Consider the following 12,767-nt stretch of genomic DNA (forward strand, 5'->3'; position numbering starts at 1 on the left):
AAGCGTCTCAGCGCCGAAAGTAGTTGGGGGATCTCCCCCTGTGAGGATAGGACGTTGCCAGGCAACAACGCAGAGGACGACCGAGCATAGCGCTCGGTCGTTTTTTGATATAGCGGTGCTCTCCATAGAGGGCATCGCTTTTCGTTTGCCTTTTTTTAAATCAATGATAAAATATAGTCAAAAGTCAAAGATGGTCAGAGGGTGGTGGAGATGAGAAATATTTCGGATGTCATTGAACAGTATTTGAAGCAAGTGTTGAAGGAAAGTCAGGCGAATGCGATTGAAATCAAACGTCAAGATATCGCGCAACGATTCGAATGTGTCCCATCCCAAATCAATTACGTCATCAACACACGTTTTACCGTCGAAAAAGGATATTTAGTGGAAAGTAAACGTGGCGGTGGTGGATATATTCGTATTCGACGCGTTGTGTTGCACGAGAAACAAGACATTCTATCTAGTTTGATGGAGGTCATTCATGAGCACCCACGACTGAATGAACAGCTCGTAGAAAATGTACTTGTTCGGTTAGTCGAAGAGCAAATGATGCATGAGCAAGAAGCCCAGTTGATTTATCATCTCTTATCAGATGAAGCATTGAACTTACAAGTTGATGATCGTTCCTTTATTCGTCGTCAACAATTACTCACATTGATGAAAGTACTTCGTTATCGTAATGGAGGATAAGTCGAATGTTATGCGAACGTTGTAAACAACGACCGGCTGTCAATGAGGTCGTCGTCATGGAACAAGGTGTACCCGTAAAAAAACGACTATGTCGACAGTGTACGGTAGAACTGATGACAGGCTACGTCCCGGACGTGAAACGCTGCCCGACCTGTCACATGACGCGTCAAGATTTATTACGTGTCCGAAAAGCAGGATGTGCGACGTGTTATACGGTATTTCGTGATGAACTGGTCAAGATCACGCGTCAATATCAGCAAGGACATGATCATCACGTCGGTTCTATTCCTGACCAGTTACGTACGCCGCATGAACGAATTGAAGAGCGGCTTGAAAAGTTGGCAGGGGAGTTGACCCGTGCTGTCGAACAAGAAGATTATGAACGGGCAGCACGCATTCAAAAAGAAATGAAGCAATTAGAAGGGCAGGGTGATGTTTGATGGAAACGTTCCTAACACATCCACTTGGTCCAAAAATGAAAGAGCGTGCCAAACTGGATGACTTGGTCGTCTCCACAAGAATTCGATTGGCACGGAATGTGAAAGACACTGTGTTTTCTCCAGTCCTTTCTAAAGAAGGAGAACGTCAATTGTGTGACCGTCTCGAAGGACGTTTACGCGGATTAAAGGGATTTGAATATCTTCATATGCATGATTATGATGAGGTCACCCGGCAGGCGTTGATGGAGAAACACTTGATTAGTCCGGCCATCGCGGCCAATGAAGAAAGTGCCGTCTTTTTAAGCGAGGATGAAACCATCAGTGTGTTGATTAATGAAGAAGACCACTTGCGAATTCAAACATTGCTTCCGGGTTATCAAGTGAAAGAAGCGTTTGAGTTAGCGAATCAAGTAGATGCACTGTGCGCGGAATCACTCTCTTACGCCTTTGACGAACAGTTAGGTTATTTGACGACATGTCCAAGTAATATCGGAACAGGACTCCGGGCCTCGGTCATGTTACACTTACCGGGACTCACGTTAACGGGCCGAATCAGTCCGATATTACGAGAACTTCGAAAACTTGGCTATACGATTCGAGGTCGCTACGGTGAAGGAAGTGATGCGGCAGGACGCTTGTTTCAGTTATCCAATCAACGAACATTGGGCAGTCATGAGTCACAAATACTGGCTGACTTTATGGAAGTGACAGAACAAGTGATTCAAGCAGAACGTCACGCGCGTGAAGAGCTCGTCGCAAATCGACAAGTTGAGTTAGAAGATCGATTTTATCGGTCGTATGGGATTTTACGGTATGCCAAACTTCTGTCATCCACCGAAGCCATCGAACGACTATCAGATTTACACTTAGCGAGTGACCTGGGCATTTTGTCTGATTGGAGTCCACCGAAGTTTCATGAACTCATTGTTCGGCTACAATCAGGTTTTCTACAAAAACATTTCGGGAAAACATTATCTACGCAAGAACGGGATCGAGAACGAGCGACACTCGTTCGTCGAACGTTAGATCAAGGCTTAGTTTGATCCAACTCTAAGGAGGTTATGTCAATGATGTTTGGACGATTTACAGAACGAGCACAACGCGTATTAGCTTTAGCACAAGAGGAAGCCGTACGTCTTGGCCATCATAATATTGGTACAGAACATATTTTATTAGGATTGGTTCGTGAAGGAGAAGGGATTGCGGCTAAAGCGCTCTTCGCTCTCGGATTGACTTCTGAAAAAATTCAGCAAGAAGTAGAATCTTTGATTGGGCGTGGGTCTGAGAATGGGTCAACGATTCATTACACGCCACGTGCGAAGAAGGTTATTGAACTCTCAATGGATGAAGCTCGAAAATTGGGACATTCATACGTTGGAACGGAACACATTTTGCTTGGGTTGATTCGTGAAGGAGAAGGGGTCGCAGCGCGTGTCCTCAATAACCTTGGAATCAGTTTGACGAAAGCACGTCAACAAGTCTTACAACTCCTTGGGAACACGGAGTCATCTTCAAATGCATCACAACCAGGCGCGAGCGCTGCAACCCCAACACTTGACGGGTTGGCACGTGACTTGACACAACAAGCTCGTGAATCACGCTTAGACCCAGTCATCGGACGTGCAGGTGAGATTCAACGTGTCATTGAAGTCCTGTCTCGTCGAACAAAGAACAACCCAGTTCTCATCGGGGAGCCAGGAGTCGGGAAAACGGCTGTCGTCGAAGGTCTTGCTCAACAAATCATTAACAACGAAGTGCCAGAGACACTTCGTAACAAACGCGTCATGGTACTTGATATGGGTACTCTCGTAGCAGGGACAAAATACCGTGGTGAGTTCGAAGACCGATTGAAAAAGGTCATGGACGAAATTCGTCAGGCTGGTAACGTCATTCTCTTCATCGATGAGTTGCATACCTTGATTGGTGCGGGTGGCGCAGAAGGTGCAATTGACGCGTCAAACATCCTCAAACCGTCACTGGCTCGTGGAGAGCTTCAATGTATCGGGGCGACAACGCTCGACGAATATCGCAAGTATATCGAGAAAGATGCGGCACTTGAACGACGCTTCCAACCGATTCAAGTGAATGAGCCGACGACAGAAGAAGCAGAACAAATTCTACTCGGCTTACGCGATCGCTACGAGGCACACCACCGTGTGACGATTACAGATACGGCGATTCATGAGGCGGTCGTTCTCTCTGACCGTTATATCTCAGATCGTTTCTTGCCAGACAAAGCGATTGACCTTGTCGACGAGGCGGCATCGAAAGTACGACTTCGTTCATTCACGGCACCACCGAACTTGAAAGAGTTGGAGTCGCGCCTTGAATCGATTCGTAAAGAAAAAGACTCTGCTGTTCAAAGCCAAGAGTTTGAAAAAGCAGCTTCTCTCCGTGATACAGAACAAAAATTACGCGATGAGTTAGAAGAGTTGAAAGCAGAATGGCAGAACAAGCAAGGAAATGAAAAACTTGAAGTGACAAAAGAAGATATCGCTCAAGTTGTCGCCAACTGGACTGGTGTACCGGTCACGAAGATCGCGGAAGAAGAGACGGACCGTCTCCTCAAACTCGAATCGATTCTTCACAACCGAGTCATCGGACAAGACGATGCAGTGAAATCGATTTCTCGTGCCATCCGTCGTGCCCGTGCTGGATTGAAAGATCCAAAACGTCCAATCGGCTCATTTATCTTCCTCGGACCTACCGGAGTCGGGAAAACCGAACTCGCGCGTGCGGTTGCTGAAGCGATGTTTGGCGATGAAGATGCCATCATTCGAATCGACATGTCCGAGTACATGGAAAAACATGCGACGAGCCGTCTCGTCGGTTCGCCTCCTGGTTATGTCGGGTACGAAGAAGGCGGTCAGTTGACAGAAAAGGTACGCCGGAAGCCATACTCGGTCATTCTACTCGATGAGATTGAAAAAGCGCACCCTGAAGTATTTAACATCTTGCTTCAAGTACTTGACGACGGCCGCTTGACGGATTCGAAAGGTCGCACAGTCGACTTCCGAAATACCGTCATCATCATGACGTCTAACGTCGGAGCCGCAGCGCTTCAACGAAACAAATATGTAGGATTCACAGTGGAAGATGATGTGAAACGTGAGTATACAGAAATGAAGGACAAAGTACTCGAGGAATTGAAGAAAGCGTTCCGACCTGAGTTCTTGAACCGGATTGATGAAATCACGGTATTCCACTCACTTCAAAAAGAACACATTCAAGAAATCATCAAACTTATGGCAGAGACGCTCAAGAAACGTCTCGCCGAACAAGGTGTTGATTTCAGCTTGACGGATGCGGCACTCGATAAAATTGCCGATGTCGGCTACGATCCGGAATACGGGGCCCGCCCTCTCCGTCGTGCCCTTCAACGGGAAGTGGAGGACCGCCTCTCAGAAGCAATGCTCGGCGGTACAATCGCTAGAGGCAGTAAAGTTGCGCTCGACGTACAAGATGGAGAGTTCGTCGTTCGTAACGAAGGTGTAGTTCAGTAAATCATTCAGCTCCCTCGTCGTTTAGAGGGAGCTTTTTTTAGACAGGAAGGGAACTTATGGCCAAAATTAAAACGAAATACGTCTGCCAATCGTGCGGATATGAATCAGCCAAATGGATGGGGCGTTGTCCGGGTTGTAATGAATGGAATACACTCGTCGAAGAGTTTGTAGAAGAGAAGAAAGCCAAACGTGGAGCGGCCTTTGTGCATAGTTCATCGCGACAATTGAAACCGGAACGATTAGCGAACGTCGTCTCACAAGAAGAGACGCGCGTGCATACGAATAGTCGTGAATTTGACCGTGTGCTCGGCGGTGGGATTGTCCCAGGTTCACTCGTTTTAGTCGGCGGGGACCCGGGAATCGGGAAGTCGACCATTCTGTTACAGGTCAGCGCCCACTTAGCCCATAGTGGCAAAAAGGTACTGTATATCTCGGGTGAAGAATCACTCAAGCAAACAAAACTACGGGCGGAGCGTCTCGGCTTACCGACTGAAGATTTATACGTACTCGCTGAGACAGACATGTTGATGATTGAGCGGGTCATCGATGAGGAACAACCTGGATTCGTCATCATCGATTCGATTCAAACGGTGTATATGGATGAAATTCAATCGGCTCCAGGTAGCGTTTCACAAGTTCGAGAATGTACGGCCGCCCTGATGAAGATCGCAAAAACACGAGGAATTGCTGTCTTCATCGTCGGTCACGTAACAAAACAAGGTTCGATTGCGGGACCACGTTTACTCGAGCATATGGTCGATGCGGTACTTTACTTTGAAGGGGAACGTCATCATACGTTCCGTATATTGCGAGCCGTGAAAAACCGTTTCGGTTCAACCAATGAAATCGGAATTTTCGAGATGAAAGAGAGTGGGCTAGAAGAAGTCCTCAATCCGTCCGAAATTTTCTTAGAGGAACGAACCGCCGGTGTGTCGGGTTCTACGGTCGTCGCCTCGATGGAAGGGACACGAACGGTACTTGTAGAACTCCAAGCACTCATTTCGCCGACGTCGTTCGGTAACCCGAGACGCATGGCGACGGGAATCGATCAAAACCGGGTCGCGCTTCTCATGGCCGTCCTTGAGAAACGATCAGGTTTGTTGCTTCAAACACAAGATGCTTACTTGAAAGCGGCGGGTGGTGTCAAACTAGATGAGCCTGCGATTGACCTTGCGATTTGTGTCTCGATTGCTTCGAGTTTTCGTGACCGTCCAACCCGTCCGACAGATGTCTGCATCGGTGAGGTTGGATTGACCGGGGAAGTGCGACGCGTATCCCGAATCGAACAGCGTGTCGCCGAAGCGGCGAAGTTAGGGTTTACCCGGGCGATTATACCGAAGAATAATATGGGTGGGTGGACCGCACCCGCAGGCATTGAAGTCGTTGGGGTCGGAACAGTGGATGAAGCACTCCAGTTGGCGATTCCGTTCTAACGGGTCGCCACTGGCAGTTTTTAACGCTTTGTAACGAACGTGATTGAAAAAATCATGTTACAATGAAAGTGTTATTTTTTGAAATTTTATTTCATATAGAAGGAGGTGGAATGAGTGAAGATTGCTGTACGAATCGGATTTATTTTGATTGGACTCGTCGTGGGTTGGTTCGGAATTATCGAGGCGACGCTTTTATTAGGAGACCTTGGCATGAATGTGCCGGAATGGTTAACGATTCCATACGTAGCAAGTTTGATTGGTGGACTTATCTTCTTCATTCTTAGTTTATTCTTAACCGATGGTGTTGTTGCATTTATTCGTTTTGTCGAGGAACGGCTCGTCCGTTTACCGGTAGGAGATATTTTATTCGGTTCGATCGGACTCATTATCGGGCTTTTGATTGCCTTTTTGATCAGTGTGTCGCTTGAAGTCACGAATATTTTCTTACTGAGTAAAATCGTCCCGATTTTTGTCACAGCGCTGTTTGGTTACTTTGGTTTCGCGGTCGGGTATCGGAAGCGTAACGAATGGATTAAATTATTTGTGAAGAGTGAACGGGATAAGACGGCAGCCCCAGTGAAACGTTCAAATGATAAAATTTTAGACACGAGTGTCATCATTGATGGACGCATCGCTGACATCGCCACAACGGGATTTGTAGAAGGGACATTGATTGTTCCACAATTCGTCATCGGCGAACTGCAGTACATTGCCGACTCTTCCGATACGTTGAAGCGGAATCGTGGTCGTCGTGGTCTCGATATATTGAAAGAACTTCAAGAGAATAAGCGTATTCAAGTCGAAATTTACGATGGGGACTTTGAAGACGTACCGGAAGTTGATATCAAATTGATTAAACTGGCTGAATTGAAAAATGGGATTGTCGTCACGAATGACTACAACTTAAACAAAGTGTGCGAGGTACGGAATGTTCCTGTCTTGAATATTAATGACCTAGCAAATGCCGTTAAACAAATCGTCATTCCTGGCGAAGAGATGGTCGTGACGGTCATTAAAGAAGGGAAAGAGCAAAATCAAGGCGTCGCCTATCTTGAAGATGGGACGATGGTCGTCGTGGAAGGTGGACGTAAGTTGATTTCGAAGACGTTACCTGTTGTCGTGACGAGTGTCTTACAGACGTCAGCTGGAAGAATGATTTTTGCTCGTCCTGAATAATTCATAAAAAAGAGACGCGCGAGCGCTCTCTTTTTTCACGAAGAGAGGTTTTTAGATGGTAACGTATACGGTTGTGATTCCGGCTGCTGGGAGAGGGAAACGAATGGGAGCAGAAGCGAATAAGCTCATGCTATCGCTACGTGGTAAACCGATTATTGCATGGACACTCCAAGCATTCGATACCGATCCATGGTGTGAGCGGATTGTTTTAGCCATTCGTTCGGAGGAGCGAAGTTGGTTTGAAACAATGACGGCGCATATGAAAACACCGGTTACATATGTGACAGGCGGGGAAGAACGACAACAGAGTGTTTACGCCGGACTAAAAGTAGTTTCGACTGACACGATTGTCATGATTCACGATGGTGCTCGTCCGTTTGTAAAACGAGAACACTTGCATCAAGTGGCTGAAGCGGCGCGTCAAGGTGGTGCCATCTTAGCAGTGCCTGTAAAAGATACGGTCAAACAAGTTGAGCATCAAAACATTGAACGTACCGTCCCTCGTGAAAACTTGTGGTTGGCTCAAACCCCACAAGCCTTTCCGATCAACGCAATTTTGGATGCGCATAAACGAGCGTCCGAACAACATGTAATGGGAACGGATGACGCGAGTTTATTTGAATGGCTCGGTGAATCGGTACAGGTGGTTCTCGGCGATTATCATAATATCAAAATGACGACACCCGAAGATTTATTATTTGGTGAAGCGATTTTAGCGAAGGAGGAATTACAATGAGAATTGGTCAAGGATTTGATGTACATGCATTCGCAGAAGGACGCCCGTTAATTTTAGGAGGGATTGAGATTCCGCACGAGCGCGGCCTTCTCGGTCATTCTGATGCGGACGTGTTACTTCATACGATTGCCGATGCAGCGCTTGGAGCGATTGCAGCAGGAGATATCGGGAAGCATTTCCCGGACACGGATCCGGAATTCAAAGACGCAGATTCAAAAGTATTGCTTCGTCATGTTTGGCAGCTCGTGAAAGACCGAGGATACGTTCTTGGGAATGTTGATGCGACGGTCATGGCACAACGGCCAAAACTCCGCCCATATATTGATGAGATGCGCGCGGTCATTGCCAATTTGCTAGAAGCGGACATCGAACAGGTGAACGTGAAGGCAACAACGACAGAAAAACTCGGCTTCACAGGACGTGAAGAAGGAATCGCGGCGCAGGCGGTCATCTTACTCAACCGGGCTTGACAGAAATGGTATACTATTTGGGCAGAAGAGAAGAAAGGTGGAACTATTATGAGTGAAGTGCGTGTACGCTATGCGCCTAGTCCGACGGGGCATCTCCATATCGGAAATGCGCGGACTGCGTTGTTTAACTACTTATTTGCTCGCCATGCAGGCGGAAAAATGATTCTTCGGATTGAAGACACTGACCAGAAACGGAATGTGTTGAACGGTGTTGAGAGTCAGATGAAATACTTGGAATGGCTCGGCATCGACTGGGATGAAGGTCCAGGTCGTGACGGGGACTACGGTCCTTATTACCAAATGGAACGTCTTTCGCTCTATGAAAAATACGTCAACGAATTGATGAGTAAAGGCCTCGCTTACAAGTGCTACATGACGTCTGAGGAACTTGAAGCAGAGCGTGAAGCACAAATCGCACGAGGAGAAGCACCGCGTTATTCTGGTGCGCACCGTAACCTCACTGTCGAAGAACGTGAAGCGTTTGAAGCGGAAGGTCGTAAACCGTCTATCCGTATCCGTGTGCCGGAAGGTGTGACGTATAAATGGACGGATGTCGTCAAAGGAGACGTCTCGTTTGAATCGAAAGATTTTGGGGACTGGGTCATCGTGAAACAAGATGGTATCCCGACATACAACTTCGCGGTTGTTGTGGACGACCATTTGATGAAGATCAGTCACGTATTGCGTGGAGACGATCACATTGCGAATACACCAAAACAGATGATGGTTTATGACGCACTCGGTTGGGAGTATCCTGAATTCGGTCACATGACGCTCATCTATAACGATCAACATAAGAAGTTGTCAAAACGAGACGAGTCGATCATTCAGTTTATCGAACAATATGCGGATCTCGGTTACTTGCCAGAAGCGCTCTTCAACTTTATTTCGCTTCTTGGGTGGTCACCGGTCGGTGAAGAAGAAATCTTCTCAAAAGAAGAATTCATTCAAATGTTTGATGCGAACCGATTGTCGAAGAGTCCAGCTGTATTTGACCAACAAAAACTTTCTTGGATCAACAGTGTATACATGAAGAAGGCCACGCTTGACGAAGTGGTGGCACTCAGTTTACCATTCTTACAAGAAGCAGGACGATTACCCGAGGCGGTATCTGTCGAGGAAGCGGATTGGGCCACAAACTTGATTGCATTGTATAAAGAACAAATGACGCACGGTGCAGAAATCGTTGCGTTGACAGACTTGTTCTTCAAAGATGAAATCGAGTATGACGAGGAAGCGAATGCTGTTCTTTCTGGTGAAACGGTACCCGCTGTCCTTGCAGAGTTCAAACAACAGCTTGAAGGAATCGAAGACTTCACGCCAGAAGCGATTAAAGCGGCGACGAAAGCGACGCAAAAAGCAACTGGTCAAAAAGGAAAGAACTTGTTCATGCCAATCCGTGTCGCTACGACAGGACAAACACATGGACCAGAGCTTCCGAACGCGATTTCGTTAATCGGAAAAGAGCGCGTATTGAAGCGTCTGACAACTTTATTAGCGTAATAAAGGCATCGATGAGGAAAGTAAGCGGTACGACACGTTACAGAGACTAGAACCTAGGCTGGGAGTTCTAGATGTGTTCCCCGAAGAAGTGCACCTCGGAGCCGTCTCGGCGATATGTAGTCGAGGCCGTGACTCGGCGTTAACGAGACTTGAGAGGGGAACGCATTTTCCCAAACAGAGTGGAACCGCGCTTATGGCGTCTCTGTGCCTTGGCACAGGGGCGTCTTTGTTTTTGTATTAGAAAAGGAGATATCAACTATGGGATTTTGGAGCAGTGTACGTGAAGATTTACGGACTGTCCTGGAACTAGACCCCGCCGCCCGTTCAAAAGTCGAGGTGGCCTTGACTTATCCGGGATTACACGCAATCTGGGCGCATCGTATCGCGCACGGATTATGGAAACGTAACGTGAAGCTAGTGGCCAAATTGTTGGCTCAATTCAGCCGGTGGTTGACGGGAATCGAGATTCATCCCGGCGCCGTTTTAGGTAACCGTGTGTTTATTGACCATGGCTTCGGTGTCGTCATTGGAGAGACGGCGATTATCGGAAATGACGTGACGATTTATCAGGGCGTCACACTCGGTGGAACAGGGAAAGAAAAAGGGAAGCGTCATCCGACGATTGGAAGTGACGTGCTCATTTCAGCGGGAGCGAAAGTACTTGGAAATATCACGATTGGCGATTGCGTCAAAATCGGAGCAAGTTCGGTCGTGTTAAATGATGTGCCGTCTGACTCGACTGTGGTCGGGATTCCAGGGCGTGTCGTCATTCGCAATGGTAAACGTGTGAAACAACATGATTTGGACCATCGTTTACCAGATCCAGATCGTGAGTGCCAAGAACGTCTTGAAAACGCTGTGGCAGAACTTCAACATAAATTAGAAACGCTTGAGAAGCGGATGGAGGAGAAGACACATGATTCAGCTGTACAACAGTCTCACGAATAAAAAAGAACCGTTTGTCCCGATTGTCCCAGGTAAAGTATCCATGTACGTGTGTGGACCGACCGTCTACAACTACATCCATGTCGGAAATGCGCGTCCGGCAATCGCCTTCGACACGGTACGTCGCTATTTGACTTATCGCGGGTACGAAGTGAAATACGTCTTGAACTTCACGGACGTGGATGACAAAATCATTCGCACCGCCAATGAATTAGGAGAAGATACAGAAACGTTGACGAACCGGTACATCGAGGCGTACTTAGCTGATACGGGAGCTCTCAACGTGCAACCCGCCGATGTACACCCACGAGTTACCGATACGATGGAAGAAATCATCGCATTCATCCGTCAGTTAGAGACGGAAGGGTTTGCCTACGAATCAGAAGGAGATGTCTACTTCCGAACGAAAAAATTTGAGACATACGGGAAGTTGAGTCAACAATCGATTGAAGATTTACGAGCTGGCTCACGTGTCGACGTCGGAGAAAAGAAAGAAGATCCGCTCGACTTCGTTTTATGGAAAGCGGCGAAGCCCGATGAACCATCATGGGAGAGTCCATGGGGCAAAGGACGTCCCGGCTGGCATATCGAATGCTCGGCGATGGCGAAAAAACATCTCGGGACCACAATTGACATCCATGCGGGCGGTCATGATTTAAAATTCCCACACCACGAGAACGAGATTGCCCAGTCAGAAGCCTGCAACCATGCGAAATTTGCGAACTATTGGCTCCATAACGGGTTCATCAACATCGAAAACGAGAAGATGTCCAAATCGCTCGGGAACTTCCTCCTCGTCCATGAGGCGCTAAAAGAAGTTGACCCGATGGTACTTCGCTTCTTCATGTTGTCTGTCCATTACCGTCATCCGATCAACTATAGCCGTGAATTGATTGAACAAGCGGCAAACGGTTGGAGCCGAATCAAAGAAGCGTATCAAAATATCGAGTATCGTTTATCGGTTACGGCTGGACTTGGTGAACCGAGCGAGTCGATGGAGCGGAAATTAGAATCGATCAAGGCTTCATTCATCGAATCGATGGATGATGATATCAATACGGCAAATGCCGTAACCGTCCTTTTCGACTTAGCAAGAGAAGCGAATATTTATGCGAAGGCAGACCATGTAGCGAAAGCGACACTTGAACAGATCCTATCGTTATTCGACGAATTGACAGGCGTACTCGGATTGACATTGGTAGAAGAAAAAGAATTGCTTGATGCGGAGATTGATCAATTGATTCAAGAGCGGAACGATGCACGGGCTGCACGTGATTTTGCTCGGGCGGACGAGATTCGCGATTTACTAAAAGAACAAAACATCCAACTCGAAGACACGGCCCAAGGGGTTCGGTGGAAGCGGTTATGATGCAACCGAAACAGATGAATGCTCTCGCGCTCGCTTATATGGGGGACGTGGTGTATGAATTGGCTGTACGAAAACGACTGCTTGAGACAGGATTGACGCGCCCGAACGATTTACATCGAGGCGCTGTCCGCTACGTGAATGCGCGAGCGCAAGCGAACGTCGTGACCCATTGGTTAGAGACGGACGTGTTGACGGAAGAAGAACAAGCCGTTGTCAGACGAGGCAAGAATGCGAAGTCAGGCTCGATCCCCAAACGGGTCGATGTGCATACGTATCGGTATTCCACGGCATTTGAGGCATTGATTGGATATATCTATTTGACAGAAAGAAGGGATCGTCTTGAAGAACTCATCAAACAAGCGTTCGAACGACTCGAAGCCGAGTCGCCCGAAACGACATGACGGAAAACGGGGAGCGGAAAAACGAACGTTTGACCGCCCGCGCGGAGAACGACCAGAGCGCCCGCGTCGCCAAAAGGCGGAGCGTCCGGATTATAAAGAAGTCG

General features: G+C 47.6%; 12 protein-coding genes and 1 other annotated feature. All 12 genes read left to right on the forward strand.

The annotated features are described in order from the left end of the window. The first annotated feature begins 210 nt into the window (after positions 1 to 210). The 12 genes from KNO66_RS14050 to KNO66_RS14105 all read left to right on the forward strand — a co-directional run bounded on the left by KNO66_RS14050 (position 211) and on the right by KNO66_RS14105 (position 12,663). On the forward strand, positions 211 to 687 hold the full coding sequence (locus KNO66_RS14050) for a CtsR family transcriptional regulator (protein WP_214743062.1): 477 nt from the start codon (positions 211 to 213) through the stop codon (positions 685 to 687). A gap of 5 nt (positions 688 to 692) precedes the next feature. Next, complete coding sequence (locus KNO66_RS14055) at positions 693 to 1,127, forward strand: UvrB/UvrC motif-containing protein (protein WP_214743063.1); 435 nt, start codon at positions 693 to 695, stop codon at positions 1,125 to 1,127. Further along, positions 1,127 to 2,170, forward strand: a complete 1,044-nt coding sequence (locus KNO66_RS14060; RefSeq protein ID WP_214743064.1) for a protein arginine kinase — start codon at positions 1,127 to 1,129, stop codon at positions 2,168 to 2,170. The genes KNO66_RS14055 and KNO66_RS14060 overlap by 1 nt, the downstream gene beginning before the upstream one ends. A gap of 24 nt (positions 2,171 to 2,194) precedes the next feature. After that, on the forward strand, positions 2,195 to 4,630 hold the full coding sequence (locus KNO66_RS14065; RefSeq protein WP_012727705.1) for an ATP-dependent Clp protease ATP-binding subunit: 2,436 nt from the start codon (positions 2,195 to 2,197) through the stop codon (positions 4,628 to 4,630). A gap of 56 nt (positions 4,631 to 4,686) precedes the next feature. After that, the gene (radA, locus tag KNO66_RS14070; protein WP_214743065.1) at positions 4,687 to 6,063 is read left to right on the forward strand and encodes a DNA repair protein RadA; all 1,377 of its coding nucleotides are present in this window, start codon (positions 4,687 to 4,689) and stop codon (positions 6,061 to 6,063) included. Positions 6,064 to 6,177: 114 nt separating this feature from the next. Continuing rightward, positions 6,178 to 7,239 (forward strand): PIN/TRAM domain-containing protein, encoded by a 1,062-nt coding sequence (locus tag KNO66_RS14075; RefSeq protein ID WP_214743066.1) that lies wholly within the window; start codon positions 6,178 to 6,180, stop codon positions 7,237 to 7,239. 55 nt (positions 7,240 to 7,294) lie between these two features. Next, positions 7,295 to 7,975, forward strand: coding sequence for a 2-C-methyl-D-erythritol 4-phosphate cytidylyltransferase (ispD, locus tag KNO66_RS14080; RefSeq protein ID WP_214743067.1), 681 nt, complete (start codon positions 7,295 to 7,297; stop codon positions 7,973 to 7,975). Next, positions 7,972 to 8,445, forward strand: coding sequence for a 2-C-methyl-D-erythritol 2,4-cyclodiphosphate synthase (ispF, locus tag KNO66_RS14085; RefSeq protein WP_214743068.1), 474 nt, complete (start codon positions 7,972 to 7,974; stop codon positions 8,443 to 8,445). Before ispD ends, ispF begins: the two co-directional genes overlap by 4 nt. Positions 8,446 to 8,490: 45 nt before the next feature. Next, complete coding sequence (gltX, locus tag KNO66_RS14090) at positions 8,491 to 9,948, forward strand: glutamate--tRNA ligase (protein WP_214743086.1); 1,458 nt, start codon at positions 8,491 to 8,493, stop codon at positions 9,946 to 9,948. Further along, positions 9,948 to 10,155, forward strand: a binding site (T-box leader). It overlaps the preceding gene by 1 nt. A gap of 51 nt (positions 10,156 to 10,206) precedes the next feature. Then, positions 10,207 to 10,896, forward strand: a complete 690-nt coding sequence (gene cysE, locus KNO66_RS14095; protein WP_214743069.1) for a serine O-acetyltransferase — start codon at positions 10,207 to 10,209, stop codon at positions 10,894 to 10,896. Continuing rightward, a complete protein-coding gene (gene cysS, locus KNO66_RS14100) occupies positions 10,865 to 12,262 on the forward strand; it encodes a cysteine--tRNA ligase (RefSeq protein WP_214743070.1) in 1,398 nt (465 codons plus the stop codon). Before cysE ends, cysS begins: the two co-directional genes overlap by 32 nt. Continuing rightward, a complete protein-coding gene (locus KNO66_RS14105) occupies positions 12,259 to 12,663 on the forward strand; it encodes a Mini-ribonuclease 3 (RefSeq protein WP_214743071.1) in 405 nt (134 codons plus the stop codon). The genes cysS and KNO66_RS14105 overlap by 4 nt, the downstream gene beginning before the upstream one ends. Positions 12,664 to 12,767: the final 104 nt, after the last annotated feature.

This window comes from Exiguobacterium sp. s48, from assembly GCF_018617395.1.
Lineage (GTDB): Bacteria > Bacillota > Bacilli > Exiguobacteriales > Exiguobacteriaceae > Exiguobacterium.